General features: G+C 45.6%; 18 protein-coding genes and 1 pseudogene. 3 read left to right on the top strand and 16 right to left on the bottom strand.

Translation table 11 applies throughout. The features are described 5' to 3' along the window. Positions 1–41: 41 nt before the first annotated feature. Positions 42–929 carry a TraB/GumN family protein gene (locus AB4484_RS23510; protein WP_372080609.1) on the bottom strand — a complete coding sequence of 296 codons (888 nt, stop codon included), beginning with the start codon at positions 927–929 and terminating at the stop codon, positions 42–44. A 405-nt stretch (positions 930–1,334) separates the two neighbouring features. On the opposite strand from AB4484_RS23510, the gene AB4484_RS23515 reads away from it, so the two are divergent. Continuing rightward, positions 1,335–3,986 carry a beta-N-acetylhexosaminidase gene (locus AB4484_RS23515; RefSeq protein WP_372080611.1) on the top strand — a complete coding sequence of 884 codons (2,652 nt, stop codon included), beginning with the start codon at positions 1,335–1,337 and terminating at the stop codon, positions 3,984–3,986. Between the two features lie 536 nt (positions 3,987–4,522). Beyond that, complete coding sequence (locus AB4484_RS23520) at positions 4,523–5,215, top strand: oligogalacturonate-specific porin KdgM family protein (protein ID WP_017064150.1); 693 nt, start codon at positions 4,523–4,525, stop codon at positions 5,213–5,215. A 246-nt stretch (positions 5,216–5,461) separates the two neighbouring features. On the opposite strand, the gene AB4484_RS23525 is transcribed toward AB4484_RS23520, so the two are convergent. Then, on the bottom strand, positions 5,462–5,902 hold the full coding sequence (locus tag AB4484_RS23525; protein WP_333010136.1) for a DUF411 domain-containing protein: 441 nt from the start codon (positions 5,900–5,902) through the stop codon (positions 5,462–5,464). Beyond that, positions 5,892–8,705, bottom strand: coding sequence for a copper-translocating P-type ATPase (locus tag AB4484_RS23530; protein WP_372080612.1), 2,814 nt, complete (start codon positions 8,703–8,705; stop codon positions 5,892–5,894). Before AB4484_RS23530 ends, AB4484_RS23525 begins: the two co-directional genes overlap by 11 nt. Positions 8,706–8,993: 288 nt before the next feature. Here AB4484_RS23530 and gltX point away from each other — a divergent pair, with 288 nt between their 5' ends. Continuing rightward, positions 8,994–10,421: a glutamate--tRNA ligase gene (gene gltX / locus AB4484_RS23535; protein WP_017069020.1), complete on the top strand. Its 1,428-nt coding sequence runs from the start codon at positions 8,994–8,996 to the stop codon at positions 10,419–10,421. A gap of 89 nt (positions 10,422–10,510) precedes the next feature. Here the strand turns inward: gltX and AB4484_RS23540 are convergent, their stop codons facing one another. The 13 genes and pseudogenes from AB4484_RS23540 to AB4484_RS23600 form a co-directional block, all read right to left on the bottom strand. Further along, positions 10,511–10,975: an Sbal_3080 family lipoprotein gene (locus AB4484_RS23540; protein ID WP_048609587.1), complete on the bottom strand. Its 465-nt coding sequence runs from the start codon at positions 10,973–10,975 to the stop codon at positions 10,511–10,513. Between the two features lie 8 nt (positions 10,976–10,983). Beyond that, the gene (locus AB4484_RS23545) at positions 10,984–12,207 is read right to left on the bottom strand and encodes a beta-ketoacyl-ACP synthase (RefSeq protein WP_048611281.1); all 1,224 of its coding nucleotides are present in this window, start codon (positions 12,205–12,207) and stop codon (positions 10,984–10,986) included. Beyond that, positions 12,204–12,929 (bottom strand): 3-ketoacyl-ACP reductase FabG2, encoded by a 726-nt coding sequence (locus AB4484_RS23550; protein ID WP_048611283.1) that lies wholly within the window; start codon positions 12,927–12,929, stop codon positions 12,204–12,206. The genes AB4484_RS23545 and AB4484_RS23550 overlap by 4 nt, the downstream gene beginning before the upstream one ends. Further along, the gene (locus tag AB4484_RS23555; protein WP_048611285.1) at positions 12,926–13,390 is read right to left on the bottom strand and encodes a hotdog family protein; all 465 of its coding nucleotides are present in this window, start codon (positions 13,388–13,390) and stop codon (positions 12,926–12,928) included. The genes AB4484_RS23550 and AB4484_RS23555 overlap by 4 nt, the downstream gene beginning before the upstream one ends. After that, entirely contained in the window at positions 13,383–14,582 is a 1,200-nt protein-coding gene (locus tag AB4484_RS23560) for a beta-ketoacyl-[acyl-carrier-protein] synthase family protein (protein WP_372080615.1), read from the bottom strand. The genes AB4484_RS23555 and AB4484_RS23560 overlap by 8 nt, the downstream gene beginning before the upstream one ends. Before the next feature lie 5 nt (positions 14,583–14,587). Further along, positions 14,588–15,211, bottom strand: coding sequence for a DUF3261 domain-containing protein (locus AB4484_RS23565; RefSeq protein ID WP_372080616.1), 624 nt, complete (start codon positions 15,209–15,211; stop codon positions 14,588–14,590). Further along, entirely contained in the window at positions 15,208–17,580 is a 2,373-nt protein-coding gene (locus AB4484_RS23570) for an MMPL family transporter (protein WP_372080618.1), read from the bottom strand. The genes AB4484_RS23565 and AB4484_RS23570 overlap by 4 nt, the downstream gene beginning before the upstream one ends. Further along, complete coding sequence (locus AB4484_RS23575) at positions 17,552–18,238, bottom strand: outer membrane lipoprotein carrier protein LolA (RefSeq protein ID WP_372080619.1); 687 nt, start codon at positions 18,236–18,238, stop codon at positions 17,552–17,554. Before AB4484_RS23575 ends, AB4484_RS23570 begins: the two co-directional genes overlap by 29 nt. Further along, complete coding sequence (locus AB4484_RS23580) at positions 18,225–18,752, bottom strand: thioesterase family protein (RefSeq protein ID WP_050633639.1); 528 nt, start codon at positions 18,750–18,752, stop codon at positions 18,225–18,227. Before AB4484_RS23580 ends, AB4484_RS23575 begins: the two co-directional genes overlap by 14 nt. 56 nt (positions 18,753–18,808) lie before the next feature. Then, positions 18,809–20,353, bottom strand: coding sequence for a histidine ammonia-lyase (hutH, locus tag AB4484_RS23585; protein ID WP_372080621.1), 1,545 nt, complete (start codon positions 20,351–20,353; stop codon positions 18,809–18,811). Next, positions 20,331–22,136 carry a glycosyltransferase gene (locus AB4484_RS23590; protein WP_372080623.1) on the bottom strand — a complete coding sequence of 602 codons (1,806 nt, stop codon included), beginning with the start codon at positions 22,134–22,136 and terminating at the stop codon, positions 20,331–20,333. Before AB4484_RS23590 ends, hutH begins: the two co-directional genes overlap by 23 nt. Then, positions 22,129–22,491: a 3-hydroxyacyl-ACP dehydratase gene (locus AB4484_RS23595; RefSeq protein ID WP_048615742.1), complete on the bottom strand. Its 363-nt coding sequence runs from the start codon at positions 22,489–22,491 to the stop codon at positions 22,129–22,131. The genes AB4484_RS23590 and AB4484_RS23595 overlap by 8 nt, the downstream gene beginning before the upstream one ends. Before the next feature lie 89 nt (positions 22,492–22,580). Beyond that, positions 22,581–23,405 (bottom strand): annotated as a pseudogene (locus AB4484_RS23600) (AMP-binding enzyme); the annotation flags it as partial. Between the last annotated feature and the right edge of the window lie 11 nt (positions 23,406–23,416).

A 23,416-nucleotide genomic window follows, 5' to 3' on the forward strand; every position in this document is an offset into this window, starting at 1 on the left:
GGAAATGCTTTTATAACGAAAACAAAATGAGGTGAGTATTGTTAGCCTTTTGGGCTAGCCTCAAATTGACATTGGGCTTGTTGGTTTTGTGATTGCTGGATGACACTGAAGCCTTTCTTTTCTAATAACTGTATAAGGTTACCTTCTCCAATTAGGTGCAAGGTGCCAACTACTATCAAGTAGTTCCCTTTAGACTTAAGTTTCCAATTATTGGCGGATAGCTTGTTTGCCCAGTCTATGTTGCGATCGGTTAAGAACGCTTTTTCAAGTTCAGGCGACATCTCTGATAGCTCTGAAAAGGCTTCCAGCTTCGCTAAATCACCTGCTTTCCAGCTTTCAATCAGGCAATGAACCACACGATCAGTTTGGTCAAACTCTTCAAGGCTACTGACTAACCACTCTTTACCGTCATCCTTTTGTTTTGTCATCAGGTCTATTTGGAATTGTAGTGGCTCTAAACTGATAACCGGAACATCTTGGATAGTCGCTTTGTAAGCTAGCGTCGCATCAACGCCGCCGGCGGAGCCATAACCAAGGTTTTTTAGCTGCTGCATCTGTATCGAAAGAGAAGTCGCCCAAGGCGGTGAGCTAAGCAGTTGTTGCGTCGGCATGTCCAATGATTTTGAGATGTTGGTTAATAATTGCAGCTGTTCTTCATTGAGTACATCGGCAGTTGTGAGTTTGTTGTGGGGATATACAACGCCATCAGACTTTCTGATATCCGTTTCGATAATTAACCCATCACTGTTTTTTAGCGCGTCGGTGATCGCCGAAGGAAGTGGGTACATACTCTCGTCCCCAACGTGCACAGAACCTAAGATAGTGAGTGTTAGATCATCCTTTTTTGCTTGCCAATAAAGAGGTTCGGCGACCGCTTGCCTAGCTGAAAAAGCGAGAACGAATAAAACCATGTACCAGAGTGGGCGCAAAGAGAGCTCCTTAAGGAAGTATTAAACTCGTTAAAATCGATTTTGACGGTGTTTTTTAACGGTTTTTTTTGAGAACGATGTCACGTTGTTTGTATGAAAAGTATAACAACCCGAACACACTCTTAAACCTTTCTCTGTATCAACGACACGATTTTATGAAATCCTTTAAAAAGATTGTGATTCAATTCTCAATTTTTACGTCAAAATAAAACTGACGGAAGTGCCGTTAATTCTAACTTAATGATTTTTATATAATTAATTTTATCGTTGTTTTTGAGATTTGAAGCTGATCACTTTATTAGCTTGATTTAATTCACGGTAAAAAATAAGCCCATATAGTTTAGCTAACTTTCGAAGCGCTCCAATTTGCTTCTTACTCAATTTTTAAATTTATGGGTGAATACGATGTTGAAGAGAAACTTACTATCTGTAGCGGTACTGGCTGGTTTGGCGGGTTGTGCTGTGACACAAGCACCAGAGCAAAAGGTGGTTAATGCACTGGCTGATAACCTTGATGTGCAATATGAAATCTTGACGAACCACGGTGCAAACGAAGGCATGGCTTGTCAGGACTTAGGCGCAGAGTGGGCATCATGTAATAAAGTGAACATGACGTTAACTAACGATGGTGAAGCGATTGATTCAAAAGATTGGACTATCTACTTCCACAGTATTCGCCTTATCTTAGATGTTGATAATGAGCAGTTTAAAATCACTCGCGTAACCGGCGACTTACACAAGCTAGAACCAACAGAAAAGTTCGATGGTTTTGCAGCGGGTGAAGAAGTGATTCTTCCATTAACCAGTGAATACTGGCAACTGTTTGAAACCGACTTTATGCCGGGTGCATTTGTAACGGCACCAAATGCAGAACCTAAGATGATTGCTTCATTGAATACGGAAGATGTCGCGTCGTTCGTAACAGGTTTAGAAGGAAACAACCTAAAGCGTACGCCTGATGATAACAACGTAATGGCGACTGCTGTTACGCGTTTCGAAAAGAATGCGGATCTAGCAACGCAAGACGTATCAACTACTTTACTACCAACGCCAATGTCGGTAGAAGCCGGTGAAGGTTCAGTTAGCATTGCTGGTGGTATTGCCCTACCTAAAGACGCATTCGACGCTGAGCAATTCGCAGCAATTGAAGAACGTGCAGATGTGGTAAACGTAGATGTGAGTGGCGACCTACCTGTGAGTGTCGCTGTTGTTCCTACTCAGTTTACGGGTGATTTAGCGAAATCTGGCGCTTATGAACTAAGCATCTCGAAAGAGGGGATTGCAATTAAAGCGTTTGATAAAACAGGCGCTTTCTACGCAGTTCAGTCTATTTTTGGCCTAATAGACAGTCAGAATGCTGAATCATTACCACAACTGTCGATCCAAGATGCGCCACGCTTTGATTACCGTGGTGTGATGGTGGATGTTGCTCGAAACTTCCACTCAAAAGATGCCATCCTAGCGACGCTAGATCAAATGGCAGCCTACAAGATGAATAAACTGCACCTTCACTTAACGGATGATGAAGGTTGGCGTTTAGAAATCCCAGGTTTACCAGAGCTAACGGATGTAGGGTCTAACCGTTGTTTCGATTTGGAAGAGCAAAGCTGTTTACTGCCTCAGCTAGGTTCAGGTCCAACAACAGACAACTTCGGCTCTGGTTTCTTTAGTAAAGCGGATTACGTCGAGATCTTAAGCTACGCAAAAGCGCGCAGCATCGAAGTTATCCCAGAGATTGATATGCCAGCACACGCTCGTTCTGCTGTGGTATCAATGGAAGCACGTTACACTCGCCTAATGGCGGAAGGTAAAGAAGCGGAAGCGAACGAATACCGTTTGATGGATCCACAAGATACATCGAACGTGACGACTGTTCAGTTCTACGATAAGCAAAGTTTCATTAACCCATGTATGGAATCGTCGACTCACTTTGTTGATAAAGTGATCTCTGAAGTGGCAGCAATGCACCAAGAAGCGGGGGTTCCGCTAACAACTTGGCACTTTGGTGGCGATGAAGCGAAAAACATTAAGTTAGGCGCTGGCTTACAAGATATTAATGCAGAAGACAAAGTGGCATGGAAAGGTAACATTGACTTATCTAAGCAAGATAAGCCGTTCCAACAATCTCCACAATGTCAGAAATTAATTGCTGACGGTACAGTAAGCGATTTCGGTCACCTGCCAAGCCATTTTGCAGAAGAGGTGTCTAAGATTGTTGCTGAGAAGGGCATTCCACACTTCCAAGCGTGGCAAGATGGCCTGAAATACAGCGAAGGTGAAGAAGCATTTGCAACAGAAAGTACGCGCGTTAACTTCTGGGATGTTCTTTACTGGGGCGGTACTTCATCAGTTTACGACTGGTCTGCGAAAGGTTATGACGTAATTGTTTCTAACCCAGATTACGTATACATGGATATGCCATACGAAGTAGACGCAGCAGAACGTGGTTACTACTGGGCAACGCGTGCAACTGATACTCGTAAGATGTTTGGCTTTGCTCCAGAGAACATGCCACAAAACGCAGAAACGTCATTAGACCGTGACGGCAATGGTTTCAGTGGTAAAGGTGAGATTGAAGCGAAACCTTTCTACGGTTTGTCAGCGCAGCTTTGGTCTGAAACAGTACGTACCGACGAGCAGTATGAATACATGGTATTCCCGCGCGTTCTTGCCGCAGCTGAGCGTGCATGGCACCGAGCGGATTGGGAAAACGACTACAAAGTGGGCGTTGAGTACTCTCAAGATACTGACTTAGTAAATAAGCAGGCTCTAAACAGTGACTTTAATCGTTTCGCGAATATTGTAGGCCAACGTGAGCTGGCTAAGCTTGAAAAAGCGGGTATTGATTACCGACTGCCAGTTCCGGGTGCAAAAGTGGTTGATGGCAAGCTTGCAATGAACGTTCAATTCCCAGGCGTAGAGCTTCAGTACTCAGCTGATGGTGAAAACTGGCTAACGTATGATGAGCAACAACGTCCATCGGTTTCTGGCGAAACTTACATCCGCTCTATCTCTGAAAGTGGCGAGAAAGTAAGTCGAGTGACTTCGGTAAAATAATCGATAAGCAACATTAATAGAAAAGCTCCCTAGCTATTGTCTTAATCAGATAAAAGTGGGAGCTTTTTTTTCGTCCAAACTAAGTTAGGCACTTCTCTTAAGCTGAAACATATAGAAATACTCTTTGTTTATATCGTCAACAATGCACATAAGGTGAGTTCCATCGCAAAAGTGACGCGCTTCTCATTATTCTCTTCAAAAAATAAGTCCCCCATAAAAAACTCTAAATCAAGTGTGATTGAACTAACTTATTCTAATTTCGCAGCGTGAAATAATGTGATCTGGATCTGTACGTTTTTTCGTCTTGAGTTTTTTATCAATTTTTATGTTTTTAACTATATGATTTTAAAATGTTAAATAACTTGTTCTTTTTTGATAGTGAGAGAGATCACTCTGCCCATTCTTTTATTTTTAAACGCGAATTAATTCGAGCAACATAGATTTCATGCCAGGGAGGCTACCAACTACTCAAGCGGTGAAGGTGAATGATGTACCGAAGATGTGCCGCTGAAAAAATTAAACTAAGGCAGTTTACTATGAAAAAAATTATCGCTCTAAGTGCTCTTTCTCTTGCTTTCGCTTCTAGTGCTTTTGCTGGTTCTTCTTACGTAACGGGTAACATCCAAATTCATGACGATGGCCGTATCCACGGTTCTGACATGACTTCTACGCTAGAAGCTGGTCACACGTTTGACAACTCTCTAGGCGGTTTCACGGTTTATTCTGAGTTTGATGGTATCCAACTGGGCAAACTTGAATCTGAAAATGGCGGTGCAGGTAATACTACTCCAGGCATCACTGTAGGTGGTGAGCAATCTTTCAACATCACTGACAACCTATGGGTTGCTGCGGGTTACCAACACCTATTCTCTGCAGGCGAAAGCATTCAGTTCCGTCCACTAGTTAAGATCGGTTACAACTTCGACAACGGCATCTCTATTAGTAACCGTACTCGTGCACACATCGATGATACTTCAGCTAATGCTGACACAGACTACCGCATGGATAACCGCATTGCTTACACAGTGAATGCTGATTTAGCGCTTAGCTACAACAACGTTTACATGATTGACGCTGAAGCGATGGACCACGAGTTACGTGCAACATGGACTCGTCAAGGTGTTCAACCTTACTTTGAGTTCCGTAGCCAAGCTAACGGTGTAGATTTCGCAAACGGCGATTCTAAGCAGAACAACGCATTCGTATTCGGTGCTTCTTACGGCTTCTAAGCTGATTCGCTTGGTTGCTTAGTCGATTAGATTATTAGCCGAGAGAACTTCTTTGTTAAATAGCTTGCTAGCTAATTAGCGAGGGGAACATAGCGGTACTAACAACCCGGTTGGTGCCGCGACAAGATTTGCTTTACTGTCCAAAAGCAAAGAGCCTAGCAAGTAAACCACAGTCTTGGGTTTACTGAATGCTAGGCTCTATTTTTATGACTTCTTTTTATTGCTGTATGTTGGTCTGTTTAGGTTCTATTTCCCGTTGTAGTGACGGTATTCAAACACCTGACCTTTTTCATTAAACGCATACACAGAATACTCGTCTTTCTTATCGCCATACTCCATGCCTGGCGAACCCATTGGCATACCCGGAACCGCTAAACCAATCGCATTACGTGGCGGGTTTTCTAGAAAGGCTTTAATGTCATCTGCTGGAATATGCCCTTCAAATATGTAACCGTCGATCTCTGCAGTGTGGCAAGAGGCTAACTCCTGTGTTACCCCTAGTTTCTGCTTGATTGGGTTCATATCATCGTGGAGCTTCTCAGTAACATCGAACCCAGCATCTCGCATATGTTCTGTCCATTCTGTGCAGCAGCCGCAGTATGGAGATTTGTGGTTTAGAACATCAGTAGCTAAAGCTTGTCCTGAGATTGCAGCGAGTGCAGTAAGAGTCATAATTTTACGAATCATGGTTAACCTCATGAATATGGTTTTTATTAATATTAGAATGAGTTGGTTTGAACAATCTTAGCCTGTTGGCATTGCTTACTACAGTAATTGACGACATCGCCATCGCTGCCCCTGCAACTACTGGACTAAGCAGAAATCCGAAAAATGGGTAAAGCACACCGGCCGCGATAGGAATACCAAGCGAGTTGTAGATGAAGGCACCAAATAGGTTTTGCTTCATATTTCTCACGGTCGCTTGAGATAGCTCGATCGCGTTGCTTACTGATAATGGCGATGAGTTGAGTAGCGTCATTTGCGCACTTTCAATCGCGACATCACTGCCACTGCCCATTGCGATTCCTATATCCGCTTGAGCAAGAGCGGGTGCATCGTTAATGCCGTCTCCGACCATGGCAACACTCTTATATTGCTGTTGAAGCTGAACAATATGTTGAGCTTTCTGCTCTGGAAGCACTTCCGAGATAACCTCGTCGATACCGACGCTTTTACCTATTGCTTGAGCTACAGAGTCGTTGTCGCCCGTTAATAGCACAGTGTGAATTCCGGCGGATTTTAGTTGAGCTATCGCCTGTTTGCTATCTATTTTTAACGCGTCTGAAATGCCCAATATGCCTTCCAGTTTTTGGTCAATCACAATGAAAATAGGTGTCCACGCTTGCGAGCGGCAAAGCTCGATGAAATCCGCGCCAATCTCTGTATTGATACCTAACTGGGTGAGGTACTTAAGCGAGCCAACTTGCACGTTCTTGCCGTTAATTGTAGCTTGAACCCCAAGCCCTCGTTGGTTTTCAAATTCGCTGTGTGGGAGAACTGAAACTTCCAAGTTCTCTGCATATTGGCAAACGGCTTTGGCAAGCGGGTGCTCAGATCCCACTTCTACTGAATAAGCGTAAGCCAGTAATTCTTGCTCCGTTAGATTAGCGTAAAAGGCCTGTTGAACGGTTGGTTTGCCTTGGGTCAATGTCCCTGTTTTGTCAAACACAACAGCATCGATTTTGCTGGCAGACTGCAATACATCCGCATCTTTAATAAGAACGCCAAACTCAGCCGCTTTACCTACGCCAACAGTAATCGAAAGCGGTGTGGCTAGGCCTAATGCACATGGACAAGCGATGATCAGCACTGTGGTTGATACCACTAACATGTAACTGGCGCTTGGTTGTGGACCTACAAAAAACCAAATTAGGGCGGCGACCGCTGCGATTGCGACCACAACCGGAACAAAAACGGCTGAGATAGAATCGGCAAGCTTGGCGATTGCTGGTTTACTGCTTTGAGCTTGGCGAACCATTTGAATGATTCTAGCCAGCATGGTGCTTGATCCAATCCCAGTCGCTTCAATAATTAAGCTACCATCACCATTAATGGTGCCCGCAGAAACGCCATCATTAGTTGATTTAACGTTGGGAAGTGGTTCACCGGTCAGCATCGACTCATCGATATAAGATTCACCTGAGACTACGACACCATCAACCGGCACTTTTTCTCCGGGTTTTACTCGTACCTGCATGCCTACCTGAATGGCTTCTACTGCGATGGTTTGTTCTTTGCCATCGACAATAACCACCGCTTTTTGAGGCTGTAAATTAATCAGTGCTTGCAGCGATTTTGTAGTACGTGCTTTGGCTTTGGCTTCGATGTAATGACCCAAAGAAATTAAGCCAACGATCATTGCACTTGCTTCAAAGTAGACATGGCGCGATGGTTCTGGGAACCATGATGGAATCAGCACAACCAGCATTGAATAGAACCATGCCGCGCCAGTACCTAGAGCGACTAGCGTGTCCATGGTTGCACGTTTGTGCATCAATGATTGCCAAGCATTCGTGAAGAAGCTACGACCTGAGGTAGCAAGCAGTATCAAACAAATGACACCAACCAAGCCCCAAGCCAGTTGATCGTTAAATGTAGCAATGGTCATGCTGCCACCGAACACGCCCCATGCCATCAGCGGAGCACCTATCACCAATGCACTTACTGAGTTTCTAAGGAAGGCTTGTTGAGTACGAAGTTGCTGTTCTTGTTGTTTTTGCTGTTGAGTCGCTGCATCGTCGACAAACTCAGCGCCATAACCAGCAGCTTTCACCGATTCTATTAGATCGTTTTCAATGATGTCTCTTGTTTGAGAGGTGAAAACCAAGGCTGTTTGTTCAGCGAGGTTGATCTGCGCTTGGTCGACAAACTCATTCTTTTTCAGTGCCTTCTCTACCGAAGAAACACAACTCGCACACGTCATACCGTCAAGAACAAGGTGATAGGTATATTGGCTAGCTGTGGTTTTATCTTCAGTATCTTCAATCTTTTTATCAGCTTGTTCGTTTTCTGAATCAGAATTAGATAAAAGGTTATCGGCTTCAGAGTAGGGAGCTGCGTGGTAACCCACACTTTCGATCAGCTCAATAAGCTCGGATTCTGAAAGTAGAGTAACCAACGACAATTCATCTTTGGTGACTTCTAGATTTGAGGCTTGCTCGGTTTGTTGAAGCGCTTGAGTCAGCTTGTTCACGCACTTACCACAGCTGAGCCCTGATAATGAAAGATGCAGTGAATTACCCATGGAATAACCAAGGGTTGCTAACTGTTCATTGAGTTCAACATAACTAAAAGGCGTCGAAATATCGATGTACGTCGGCGATATGTCATTGATCGTCGTATTCTCGAGATCATCAAACAGTGTGCGAACTTTCTTCGCACACCCCATGCAATTTAGGCCGTTGAGCGCAGTTGTGTAATGGTTCATATCGAAACTCCAATTCTCATCTAGCCCTAACATAAACCTTCCCGTAAGGGTAAGGTCAAACATAAATTCAAGAATTTAATATTTGTTGGAATATTGAGTGATGGAATGGATGAGATTTATCGCGAGCGTGGCGAGAATTTATCTTTTTAGAGCGTATGACATGGACTTGAGCTATTGGTTTTCTCCTTCTACGATAGCTTTCGTACAATATCAGCACATTAATCATTCACTACTGATTGTAGATTTAAGCGGTGGTGATAAAATAGCGCCCAAAATTTAGTGATATTTGTCTGTTACAGGCTTTGTAATGGCGAGCACTAAAAGAATCACCTACATAATCAAGGTATTTAAATGACGGTTAAAACTCGTTTTGCTCCTAGCCCAACTGGCTATCTTCACGTTGGTGGTGCACGTACTGCACTTTACTCTTGGCTATTCGCTAAGAACCAAGGTGGTGAATTCGTTCTACGTATCGAAGACACGGACCTTGAGCGTAACTCTCAAGAAGCGGTTGATGCAATTCTAGAAGGCATGCAATGGATGGGTATGGAATGGGATGAAGGTCCTTACTACCAATCTAAGCGTTTTGACCGTTACAACGAAATGGTTGATAAGCTACTTGCTGAAGACAAAGCATTCAAATGCTACGCGTCTAAAGAACTGCTTGATGAAATTCGTGCAGAGCAAGAAGAAAACAAAGAGATGGCTCGTTACGATGCTAACCACCCTAAAATTGTTGCAGCAAACGAAGCAGCAAAAGAAGGTGATGCATGCGTTATCCGTTTCCGTAATCCTAAAGAAGGCAGCGTAGTATTTGATGACCAAATCCGTGGTCGCATTGAAATCGCGAACAGCCAACTTGATGACCTAATCATTCGTCGTACAGACGGTGCTCCAACATACAACTTCGTAGTTGTAGTGGATGACTGGGATATGGGTATTACACACGTTGTTCGTGGTGAAGATCACATCAACAACACACCTCGTCAAATCAACATCTATGAAGCACTAGGCGCGCCAGTTCCAACTTTCGCTCACTGTGCAATGATTCTTGGTGATGACGGTGCGAAACTTTCTAAGCGTCACGGTGCTGTTTCTGTAATGCAATACCGCGACGAAGGTTACCTACCAAATGCACTAAACAACTACCTAGTTCGTTTAGGTTGGTCTCACGGTGACCAAGAGATCTTCTCTCAAGAAGAGATGATTGAATTCTTCAGCCTGAACGCTATCAGCAAGTCTGCTTCTGCATTCAACACTGACAAGCTACTTTGGTTGAACAACCACTACATCAAGACTTCTGAGCCCGAGTACGTTGCTAAATACCTGCAATGGCACCTAGACGCACAGAAGATCGATACAACAAACGGCCCGGCTATCACTGAAGTGATCAAGCTAGTTGGCGAGCGTTGTAACACGCTTATCGAACTTGCTGAGCAATCTCGTTACTTCTACGAAGATTTCTCTGAGTTTGAAGCTGGCGCAGCGAAGAAGCACCTACGTGGTGTTGCTAAAGGCCCACTAGAGCTTGCTCTTGCTAAGGTTGAAGCGCTTGAAGATTTCACTACTGCAAACATCAAAGACGGTGTGATTGCAGCAGTATGTGAAGAGCTAGAGATCGGCATGGGTAAAATCGGTATGCCACTTCGCGTAGCAGTAACAGGTGGCGGTCAGTCTCCTTCTGTTGATGCAGTGATGGAGCTTGTTGGTAAAGAGCGCGTAATCGCTCGCATCAAGATGGCTCTTGAGTTCATCGCTGAGCGCGAAGCTAACGCTTAATTGAGCGATTGCTAGAATCAAAAAAGGGTCAGTAACTTGGTTACTGACCCTTTTTACTTGTCTCGAGTTTTACTATCTGAACAATTTCGTTAGAGCTTGTCGTCGGCAATCATTTGAGTCGCTTGCGCGGCTGTTTTCTTATCGAACAAGATATCCATCATCGCCTTTATGCGTTCCATATCGTCACCAAACTTAGAAAAGTTTCCGCTGTTTGGCGCTTTGAATTCGACATTGCCTACGCGTTGTTGATCTTGATAAGCCGAGATCTTAGCGTCTGCCACAAAGGTTCTGAAATCCCAGCTCCAGCGAGAGACATAATCCAGCGTGATGTCTTCGGGATTGTGTTCTGAACCGTCTGCCACGACCTTACATTTAACCTGATTATTCAGGCACCAGTCGAGCATGGAATCGAGGAAAACCGCACGAGTTTTTTCATCTTCAACAATCGTTACTTGTTCGATTGTATTTGCCTCTGGTAGTGCGTTTCCTGAATACTTAGGAGCACTACAACCTGCGAGTAAAACGACAACAGCAGCAACTAACCAATTTTTCATTATCTATCCTAGATTTTTTTGAAGATGATTGAGGTGTTGATTCCGCCAAAAGCGAAGTTGTTGCTCATCAGATATTCAACGTCCAATTCGCGACCAGAGCCTGTGATGTAATCGAGCTTGCCGCACTGTTCGTCGATATTCTCAAGATTCAATGTTGGGCTGAACCAACCTGAATGCATCATCTCTAGGCTTAACCAAGCTTCAATCGCACCACACGCGCCAAGCGTATGACCAAAGTAGCTTTTCAATGAGCTGATTGGTACTTCACCAAAAATGTTCGCGGTCGCATTACTTTCCGCAATATCGCCTTTTTCAGTCGCCGTTCCGTGTGCAGAAACATAGCCAATCTTTTCAGCCGGAAGTTGCGCATCTTTCAAAGCTTTTTCCATACAAATTTGCATGGTTTCCATCTGAGGTTGTGTCACATGAGCGGCATCGCAGTTGCTGGCAAAGCCGATGATCTCTGCGTAGATCTTTGCGCCTCGAGCCACCGCATGTTCATACTCTTCAAGAACAAGCGTGCCAGCACCTTCACCGATAACAAGGCCATCGCGCCCACTGTCGTAAGGGCTAGGGGATTTTTTTGGTGTGTCGTTTTTTAAACTGGTAGCAAAAAGGGTATCGAAAACGGCAGACTCAGTTGGGCATAGCTCTTCACCACCACCGGCAACCATCACGGTTTGGTAGCCGTGCTTAATTGCTTCATAGGCATAACCAATCGCTTGGCTTCCTGAAGTACACGCACTGCTGGTGGGAATCACTCGGCCGCGCAGACCGAAGAACAACCCCACGTTGACCGCAGCAGTGTGTGGCATCATTTGAACGTAAGTGGTTGCGGTAATCGCACGTGTCGACTTCTCGTTGAGCATCACGCCAAACGCACCAACGGCATCAGTACTGCCGGTTGAAGAACCGTAAGCAATGCCGGTTTCACCATTGGTTAAAATATCGTGGCCGATCAGCCCTGCTTGCTCTAATGCATTTTCTGTCGCAACGGTGGCTAGGCGGGATACTCGTCCCATGCCACGCACTTGTTTACGCTTATAGTGTTTTGGCAGTTGGAAGTCATCAATAGGCGCAGCAAGCTTAGTGTTGAGACCATCGTACTGCTCAAAGCTTGGCATATATTGAGTCGCATTTTCACAGGCTTTTAGTTTTGGCTCTATCTGCTGCCAGTCATTACCAAAGGCAGTAACACCAGACATGCCAGTTACAACAACGCGGCGGGTCATACTAAGCCTCCATTAACTGAAATCACTTGGCGAGTCACATAGCCTGCAATGTCAGACATAAGGTAGCTGACTAGGCCGGCGACTTCTTCAGGCTCGCCCATTCGGCGCAGTGGAACTTGAGGAAGCGCATGATCTTTCACGTGCTCGTCAACCATACCTGTGTCAATTAAGCCAGGAGCCACACAGTTTACCGTGATCTTGCGTTTTGCGAGTTCTAGAGCCAGAGACTTAGTCGCGCCAATCACGCCGGCTTTAGCTGCTGCGTAGTTGGTTTGACCGCGGTTACCCATGATGCCCGATACCGACGCCAGAGTGACGATACGACCGCCTTTGCGTTTCTGTACCATAGGCATCACACATGGGTGGAGCACATTGTAGAAGCTGTCGAGGTTGGTATGAATCACGCCGTCCCACTCTTCTTCTGTCATCGCAGGGAATGCCGTGTCACGAGTAATGCCCGCGTTGTTCACCACACCATAGTAAGCGCCATGTTCAGCGATATCAGACTCAAGCTTTTCGCGACACTCGCTGCGGTTGCTGATATCAAATTGGATAAGGCGACCTGCGCCACCCAGTTCGATGATCGACTGCAGCGTCTCTTCTGCACCTTGCTTGTCACCCATGTAATGAACGGCGATTTCAAATCCGTCTTTCGCGAGTTGAATAGCGATCGCTTTACCAATGCCTTTGCTGGCACCAGTGACTAAAACCTGACGGCTCATGATGGGCTCCTAGTTTTCATTTCTTGTAATTTTTGTTCGGTCGGCACGTAGACATTGAGTTGGCATTGAGCCACCAACTCACCTTGGTCTTCGACTCTTGCGGTAAACACGGCCATGCCGCTGTCTTCCATTAGTTGCTCGGCGTAGATATCAAGGGTCTGACCTTGAGTAAATTCATCACACAGTGACTTGTAACGGCGAGAACCGAGTAAGAAACCGATTGGGGGAGTGGTGCCGTTTTTCAGTGCATGGTATCCAGACCAAGCAGCAACAGACTGCGCCATAAATTCGATTCCAACATAAGCTGGGACCGTTTGAGATTCGGCGTCAAAGAACAGATTATGGTCCCCAATATCGACTTGGCAGTGGATCGACAACGCCTCTACGCTGATAGCACGATCGATTAATATCATCGGATCATCGTGAGGGAGGAGTTGGTCTACAGAAGGGATATCAGTCATTTACTACACCAAAAATCAGGCTAATGTTGTTGCCACCAAAAGCAAACGAGTTGCTTAAGATGTTCTTTACTTTAAGTTTCTGGGTACAGTTTACCAAATCAATCTCAATATCTTCAGCTTTATCCTGACATTTTTGTAAGGGAAGCGGTAAGTCATATTTTAAAATATGCCATGCAATTGCCGCCTCAATCGCACTTGCAGCTCCTAGAGTATGCCCGGTAAGCGGCTTGGTTGAGCTAACGGGAACCTTGTTTGCAAAAATACGATGGATGGCTTTGCTTTCCATTGAATCATTGAGTGGCGTTGCTGTGCCATGGGCATTGATATAACCGATGTCCTTTGCTTGTAACTGTGCAGAATATAACGCTTTTCTCATCGCTTGCTCAGCGCCGTTGCCTTCAGGGTGGGGCGCTGAAATATGGTGTGCGTCAGAGCTGTCACCACAACCTAATAAGGCAATGTTTGACGTGTCTTGCGCTGTATTTACACCGGCTAGTTTTGTTTTGCTGAGCAACATAAATGCCACCGCTTCGCCGATATTGATACCATCTCGGGTTGCACTAAATGGCTTACAATGTGTCGTTGATAGTGCTTCTAGGCCATGAAAACCGTTGAGTGTCAGCTTACATAAGGTGTCCACACCACCGACTAACACAGCATCAGCCATGCCTGAATCTAGCAAACGTTGCGCAGTGAGGAACACACGACCACTGGACGAACAAGCTGTCGATATCGCATAGCTTGGCCCGGTTAATGAGCAGTATTGGCTAACGAACTCGGAAGTGTTCCCTAGTTCTTGTTTTGAGTAGTGATAATGCACGGGAAAAGAACCTTGGTCGAGCTTGTGTTTAAAAGCGGCTTCACCGTCCGAAATTCCCGAAGTACTGGTGCCGATAACCACTGCAATTCTATCTGCGCCAAACTGAGACTTTGCTTGCTCGATAGAATCTTCAATTTGATTAAGAGCCGACAGCGCCAGTTGATTGTTGCGAGTGGCGTATTGCGTAAGATCTGAAGGAATCGGTGGCAGTTCACCCGCGATCTGACCAACGACAGTATGTTTACCATCGTTCAGCATATCATTTACTTCGACCATATTTGATTCACGCTCGTCTTTCAGACAACCATGAATGTCTGAAAGACTTGAGCCTAACGCTGAGTGGAAACCACAGTCTTGGATGTAAATAGGCATAGTGTTCAACTCTTACTTGGGTTGTCGACAATCGTTGAGTTCAACGTTTGTATGGTGATGGTGTAGCCTTGGATTAGATGCTTGAAAACAATCTCTCCAGATGTCTTTGGTTCGCCGACTTTTGCTTGGTATTCAATACGAATGATGGCTTGTTGGTTGTCGTCCCAAACGGTTCTTGTTTTGTCGGTATCGACCAGATGCCAACCTATGCTCTGTAAAGACTGCGCCCATGCGTCTGCTGGCCATAAGGTCAGCATTAAATTAAATAGTACCTGTTCGGGTTGCGGTAAAGTCGCGCCAAGGCCAGATAGAACTTGTGTGTCAATCACTTGATTCTGGTATTGCAGCGATAGAATGCGAGTACCCCATGAGGAGAACCCAGCTAAAACCACTTTATCCGCTGTGACCTCGACTTGAACAGGCAGTTGCTGTGTATCATTTTCCCACGTAGCGCTAATCAGTTGACTGGCCGTGAGGGAGTATCCCAGTTCAGCTGGCAATGGTAGTGCGAGCTCAGTGTCATTGTTGATAGACACACTGGCACCACTCGGCTGCTGAGAAACCATCGAGCAGGCAGTGAGTAGGATACCCACTAGCGTGGAGAATGTTACCTTTAACGTCTTATTCATCTAAAAGCCTCTCGAGAGGTTGGGCGTTCTACGCTTTTACGACTGTTGATCGCGAGCGGAGAAAGTAGCCACGCGACAAAGATCCCTGTCAGAACCGTCACCCCAAAGCTATGAATGGCATGAGTCTGACTTAGTGACAATAAGCCAAACGAGAGTAGCGTCGTGAGGCCTGACAAGGTGATCGCTAGTAAGGTGCTCAATGACTTTTTCTGCTCAGAAAAGAACAGGGTGTAGTCGATGCCAATTCCTAAAATCAGAATTAAGCCCAGCAGATTAAACAGGTTCAACGTGGAACCTAAGATACCCGTGACCGCTAATCCCGCTACGCCGGCAATCAATGAAGGCAACAGCATTAATAGGCTTTGCTTCACACCGTAACGCCAACCTAAAACCATTCCAATAGCGGCTAACGCTATCAATAATAACTCTGTGATTTTGACTCTGTATTCCGCAAAGAGAGCAGAGATTTCATCGGCTTTATTAAGGTATTTAACACCTTGTTGCTGAGCAAAGCTTGAATCGAGCCATTGAGAGAACTGTTCTGAATCTGTGACGTCTTTGATCAAAATGACCGACGCGGCTTGCCCATCGATCGGTTTTAACCAAAGTGGTCGAACGGGTTCTGACACCGGTGACTCCAAAAATCCAGATACCGTGATGGGTGCGAATTTTGGTAGTTGTGGAAAAGTAGACCAGCCTAGCGTGCTTTGTAATATATGGCTTTGTTGGCGATAGAGCTTTTCAACTAACTGATAGTTATCATGTTGTTCTTTTTCGCTTAGCAACTGTTGATTGATGCTGCGATACCCTGAGATACCTTGGCTATCGACTAGAGAATCTAAGCTTGTGGTGATTTCTGCCAGTTTTTTGAGTAGCTTCTGGTCGCTCTTGGCAGTCACCAAAAGCATATTTTGACCACTGCCTAACCCTGAGATTTCAGTAATGGCTTGCTCTTGCTGTTTGAGTTGCTCTGGCATCGCCTGAAGTTGGCGAATATCGTCGTCGTAGCGAATTTGACTGAGTGATATCAGGCTCAAGACAGTCACAGCTAACGGTAAGCCAATTCTAAATTTTTGGTTGCTCCAGAGGCTTAACCAAGTATGCCAAAGCTTCGACAGGGGAAGAGGACGTTCTTGGCTTGGTTTTGCCGCTAAAACGGGATACCAACACACCACACTGGCGTAAGCTGCGATCAGCCCAATCGACGAAAACAGAGCAAGTTGCTGCAATCCCGGGAAAGGCGCGACTAACAAACCTAAGTAGCCAATCAAGCTGGTGATAAGACCCAAGGTGATCGCAATGAGAATGTGTTTCAAGCCTTTGTCACTTTGCCATTGACTTCCAGCTGCCAAGCGGTCAGTCAGGTAGTGAAAGGAGTAATCGATCGATACGCCAATCAAGCTGGCACCGAACACCAAACTAAACAGGTGAACCTTGCCGAAGATAGCGACGGTGCTTGCCAGCGCAACCAATAATCCAGTACTGATTGAGAGCAAAGATAAGGCAAGTGGTAGGGCACTACGAAACGTCAGCCACACCAATAAAATAACACCGGCCAATGAGCCCAAGCCAATGGTACTGATTTCTGATTTCGCACTTTCGGTACCGTAATTGGCGTAGAACACCACACCGGTATGCTGCACTTTGACGTTAAATTGTTTTTCGACTTCGCGCTCAATTGAATCAAGATCGGGAAGTTGTTCTTGAATCGCCAAGCTATAAGGCGAGCCAGCCAGAGTTGCTGTAACCAAAATATGAGTTTGGTCATTAGATTGAGCGGTGAGGTATCCCTCTTTCAGAACAAAATTACTTGATTGAACGCCAACGGCACTGATGTAGTCGCGAAATAGTAGAAATGGATCCATCGACAGTTCGGCTGCAGTCACGCCTGAAAACGGATTGTACAGAGACTGAATCACATATTGAGCTCGTGAATCAGGCGAGTGGGTCAGCGTCTCTTTTTGTTGCTGGGTAAGCAGTTGAGCTCGGTGACGAAAGTAGAAATCGCTCCATTGGCTTTGGGTGCTGGCGCTGATTTTGCCTTGAACTTGCTGAAACAGAGTTGGCTGACTTGAAAAGGCTCTTTGGTTGAGAGCTTTTTCAAAAGCGTCGGTCGCAACCATGGCCTGTTCGATGTCGGGGGCGCTGATGATAAACACCACTTGCTCGCTCATCGAGCTGGATATCTGCTGAAAGGCTTGCTCTACCATTGGGTCTTGCTGGTTTTCTGGCAGTAACTTTAGGATGTTGCTTTCAATCGGTACCGACGAAGAAAAAGCGAATTGTTTTATCAACAATCCGCTAAATAGCATCACGAAAACAAGCCAAACAAGGGCAAGACTAGAGTTGGAATTGTTGCGCTTCAGCATCTGATAATACTTCCGGTAGATGGCTTAACTGACTAAATTCGATCACCGTGCTGTCTCCACGAATCTCTCTCAGTTCAATGCGTTCAATATCATTTTGGCCTTGCAGAGTAATGGCTTCAAACACCGCGTTCATCGGCGCACTTTTTGGCTTTAGAGTGAGCGTCCATGACTTATTCTCTGTATTTTCATCAGAGCTTGTGACAGTTGCTGGCTCAAAATCGAGTGCGAACTGTTCCTGAAGTTTTTGCGTGTCCCCATGAAACACCGACAAGAATATATGGCTGAAATAAAACGCCATTGGGTTTTCTTTATCGGTGATGATTTTAGCGGGTTGATCGGCAAACCTTTGGCTCAGTTTGTTATCGGTTAGCACCAAGCTCACAGGGAACGGTGTTGTTTGTGTCCAGAGTAAGCCACTTGATTTGTCTAACAGAAATGTACCTTGTGATGTTAGAGGCTGGGCGAACATTTCCATGTTGCGTGTTTGGGTGAACTCACCGCGCACTATATTGTTTGCGCTTAATACGGTTTGCAGATCTGAAATAGAGCCGACGGTTACTGAATTTTCGTTAGCAATAACAAAGCTACTCGCCACCACAGAGGCAAGCCCTAGTAGTGCGATGCTGATTTGCTTACTTCCCCGCTTAAACAGACTCATGTTTCACCTGCTGTGTGTTAGATACTTGAGATGGGTCTGATTGTTGGTCGCTTGGCTGCTGCTCAGTTGACTGGGATAAGCAGCCAAATTGATGCCAGTGCTCGACTTTGTCTGTAAACACTTTCGGTGAAGCGAAGCACATCTCTTGCTCTTCAATAGTCACTGCAACCTGCATTGTGTGTGCTCGAGTCATGCGAGCACCGGTTAGGGCATCATGAATTTCATAATCGACGCGCAGGCGGTTTTCCCACTCGGTGAGCTTCGCCGTGACCTTAATCTTGTGATTAAACGGTATCGCCTTAATGTACTTTACACGCGTGTCGATGATCGGCCACATGTAGCCTGAATCCTTCATCTCATGGTAGTTGTACTCAATCTTATCCATCATGATGCGTCTTACTTCTTCAAAAAATCGGAAGTAGTTGCCGTGATAGATCACGCCCATCGGATCGGCATCTTGGAATGAGGTGATAAGTGTGACCTCAGATTGTAATGGATGAAGGATTTCAGACATAAATCGCTCTCAACAATATTGCGTAAATGGTTGGCTACTTTATGAGTAAAGTTCTTTTAGTAAAGTGACCAATGCTGATTTTGAATACGAGAAATAAAGTGGCGCAGATCGCCTTCAAGTGGACGGTCCTCGACTATAAACTCGAACTCTTTCAGTACTTCGTCACGAATGTGCTTGAGGTTTTCACTCATGTGGTACTCATCAAGTTCATTGTGGCGTTTACGAAGTTCAAGTGCTTGCGTACCAGCCAGAAGAGAAGCAGCCGCTACTTGTTCTGTCAGTTCAAGAACGCGTAAGCAGTCACGAGCCGCAATGGTACCCATGCTGACTTTGTCTTGGTTGTGACACTCTGTTGAGCGAGAGAACACGCTTGCTGGCATGGTGTGTTTTAATGCCTCTGCTGTCCAAGCTGAAACGCCAATCTGTACTGCTTTAAAGCCGTGGTTAATCGGTTTACGCTCGCCTTCAGCGCCCGTTAGGTTAAATGGTAAGCCGTTGTTGAACTTGTAATCCATCAACTGCGCCATTTGGCGATCAAGCAGGTCAGCAAGGTTGGCTATGGCAGTTTTTAGTGTATCCATTGCCATTGCGATATGACCACCATAGAAGTGTCCACCGTGCAGTACGCGCTCATTATCACCATCGATAATTGGGTTATCGTTAGCACTGTTTAACTCGTTCTCAATCATTTGGCGTAGCCAAGGCAGAGAGTCTTGAACCACACCAATCACATGTGGCGCACAACGCAGAGAGTAACGATCTTGTAGGCGATCACTGTTGCATGGCGGGCGATCTGCTTGCAGATCATCGCGCAGCCATGCCGCAACTTGTTGTTGACCAGGGTGAGGTTTTACTGCGAACAAGGCTTCATCGAAGTGGAAATCGTTGCCTTGCATACCGACAGATACCATTGCCGTTATCTTAGTTGATAGCTGAGCTAGGTATTCCGCACGCTTGTAAGCGATACACGCTAAAGCCGTCATTACTGACGTGCCATTCATCAATGCCAAGCCTTCTTTTGGCTTAAGCTTGATAGGGCTAATTCCTAGCTCTTTGTAGACGTCACTAGTAGGGCGAACTTCGCCTTTGTAGATAACATCTCGCTCACCGATTAGGGCTGCAGCCAAGTAAGAGAGAGGCGTTAAGTCGCCACTGGCACCGACAGAGCCTTCTTGAGGAATACGCGGTGAAATGTCTTGGTTAATCAGAGTAACGATCTGGTTGAGCAAATCATGAGTCACACCAGAGACGCCTTGTGACAACGAACAAAGACGTGTTGCAAGGACTGCGCGAGCTTGTTCGTGAGACAGTATTTCACCTAAGCCACAACCGTGGAAGCGTGTTAGATGCAGTGGTAATTCATCAACAAGGTTTGGTGGAATCGCAACGGTACATGAATCACCGTAGCCCGTTGTTACACCATAAATTACGCCTTCCTCTTTCAGTAGGCGCTCTAAGAATGCGACACCACGGTCGATCTTAGATGTGAATGCTTCACTTGAGTTCATCGAGGCTTTTGCGCCTTGTGAGATAGCGACAACATCCTCAATTGTGAGGCGTTCGGCACCAAAGGTGATGCTATTTGGATTCTTTTTCGTCATGGTGCTTGCTCAATGTCCAAAAATTAAAAAAGTTGTACCACTGAAGCGGTGCTTTCAGTGTGTAGTGCTGAAGTCGGTCTGCGTATTTCTGTACGACTTGCTGTAAAGATTGTTCGCGAGTCTTTCTTGGTAGTTCTATCTTGTCGCTAAAATGCTCAAAATAGACATTAAAATGCGGCTTAGATTGTGAGTCGTCACGTAGTCCAAATAATAGAAATACTGGCGCTTTGAGAACCGAGGCTAACATAAATGGTCCTTGAGGGAAGGGCGCTTCCTTACCCAAGAACTCAGCCCATACAGAGCGACTCTCTTTGCTAGTGGAGGTTCTATCGCCAACAATCACAATCCACTCACCTTGTTCCAGTTTCTGTTGCAACAAGATTGCGGTATCAGGCCCCATTGATGTCACCTGAATCAGGTTTAGATCAGACTGAGGATTGACCGCTTTCATTACGGAATTAAAACGTTCGGCGTGTTCTGTAAAAACCAGCGCGTTGATTTTGATGTTCGAGTGTCTGCGACCCAAAGCACGGCACAGTTCAATATTGCCAAGGTGAGAGCCAAGGATTAGCACACCTTGCTTATTTGCTACCATGCTCTCGAATTGGTCTTGGCCATGAATCGTCAGGTTATCCGCCGAGAAATCACCTTTCCATGCTGCCAGTTTATCTAACATGGTATGGCCAAACGAAAGCAGATGGTTATAGCTGGTTAGCTCTGCAGGTAACTCAATGTTTTGTTGCTCTGCGTAAGCCTTTAGTTGAAACAGGTACTGTTCTGAGGAGTTTCGTGCGCGTTTGCCCGTTAGGTGGTAGTAACGCATCACACCACGCAAAATCAGGTTGAATACACCGCGACCTAACAGGGTGTAAATGGCTAGTAACAGCTTGATGCCAAGTACGGTACCGCGTTCTTGAGTGCGAGACCAATGAGGCTGTTCTGACTCGTTGTTGTTTGACCCAGTCGATGAATCTTGTTTTTGACCATCTTCAGCAGACGTTGATTTGAAATGGCGAGCAATCAGCTTTGGTGCTCTTGGCAACATGCCAAAGAACAATCGCGTGTGCATCCAGCTGATTTTTACGTTGTCCCACAGCGCATCGAAATGAGAGATACCGTTTTCAGGATAGATGACTCGCGTTTCAACGAAATCAATAGAGCAGCCTTCCCAATACAGTCGAACCAGAACTTCGATATCGAAGTCCATTCGAGACCCAACATCGTATTTGCTGAGCACAGCTTGTGTTTGGTTGATCGGATACGCTCTAAAGCCACACATGCTGTCTTTAATTGATAAAGAAAGGGTTTCTATCCATACCCAAATGTGTGTCGCGTAGCGTCCGTAGAGCCTTGCCTTGGGCACGCTCTCGTCATACACAGGCAGACCTGATATTAAGCGCTGAGGTTTGTCTTGCGAAGCTTGGATTAATGCAGGTAGTGCTTCAAGGTCGTGTTGGCCGTCAGCATCAATCTGAATGGCATGACTAAAACCAAGCTCTTGCGCTCGCTTGATACCAGCCTTTACTGCGCCACCTTTACCTTGGTTCTGTTCAAGCGTCACCAAAGTCACGCTTGGGCTATCGGCAAGTGGAGCCAGAAACTGCTTAGTCGCGAGTTCACTGCCATCGTCAACGATGATGATCGGCAACTCAAAATGATGGAGTGACGACACCACCGCGGGCATGGTTGCGCCATGGTTAAAGCAAGGAATCAGGAAGCATGCGTTATAGCTGCTCTCTTTAAGTTGGTGCTGAGAAATAGTCTCGAGCGGAGCGCTATTCACTTTTCTCTCCCAGCTTCATTTTGCCTGAAGAGTGGGTCTGTTCACCCTTGTTCGAGGTGTAGCTGAAGCTTAATTTATCTTTGTCAGCATCCCACTTGAGTGACAGTTGTATGGTCGAGTCGGGCAGGATAGGCTCTTGGAATTTGATGACCTCCATGCCTTTAAAGCAACCAGGGACATTAAGCTCTTGGACTGCATAGTAAAGCGCCCAATCAATCTGTGTGACGCCCGGAAGAATAGGGAAACTCTTGAAGTGCCCCTTAAAATCGGTGATGTCTCCAGTAACATGGAGTGTCAGGGTCGATTCATTCTCTGCAGTGTCAACAGCAATGATGTTTGGCTTTCTCTTATCCATAGCGTGTGCTTAGAATCCTTGGGCTGAAAATGGGTGTTCTGACAAAAATATAAAAAGATAAACTCAGTGTAAAACACGATAAGCGATTTCTATGATTTTACGAGCTGCTCTATGTGAGAAGTTAATCGCTTGCCTTGGCTGTTGAGGGGAATCTCATCAACCACACGATACTTTCTCGGGATGGCGATTGGCTCTAACCATTTTCTGAGTTCTGAACGCAGCATCAACCAGAACTTGCCTCTGCTCATGGTCGCGAGTGTCTCTTGGCCTTCGTCTGATAATACCAAAACCGACGCCAAGATTAAGCGTTCAGGCTCTTCAAATGGAATCACCACGCATTCACTTATCCAAGGCAGTTGCTCTAGTCGCTTTTCGACTTCAACCAGTGATACTCGTTTTTCTTCTATCTTGATCACTCGGTCGGTTCGGCCTTTCAATATGAATTGATTATCCGAGACCATTTCGCACTCATCGGCGGTTTGATACCAGTTGTTTTTGTCGATGTACGGCGACAATAACTTAATGCAATTCTCACTGTTGAGACTAGCCTCAATACAGTCAAAAAGTTGCCAAGGTGTTTGAGCGCTCTCTTGCTGACGAAATGCGATACCGCCGGTTTCAGTGCTACCAAAGACCTCGATAGGTAAATGACCAAGCAGGCTACGTGATTGGTGAGCCGATTCAGTTGGCAATGGGCCACCAGAAGAGAACACACCAGCAAGCTGTGCAGATTTTGTTTCGTGCTTTAATCGTTTGAGCAGAGCAGGGCTGCTGATCAGTACACAGTTTTTATTGGCGTGAGACAAGATCTGTTCTGGGTACTCAAGGTTGTTTCGAGCAAATGGAACACCAGAACAGAGCGGCCATAAGATTCGAAACAACAAACCATAGATATGCTGGTGCGAGACAGTTGATCAAATATAAA

This window comes from Vibrio sp. 10N.261.46.A3 (assembly GCF_041472995.1).
Taxonomy (GTDB): Bacteria; Pseudomonadota; Gammaproteobacteria; order Enterobacterales; family Vibrionaceae; genus Vibrio; species Vibrio coralliirubri.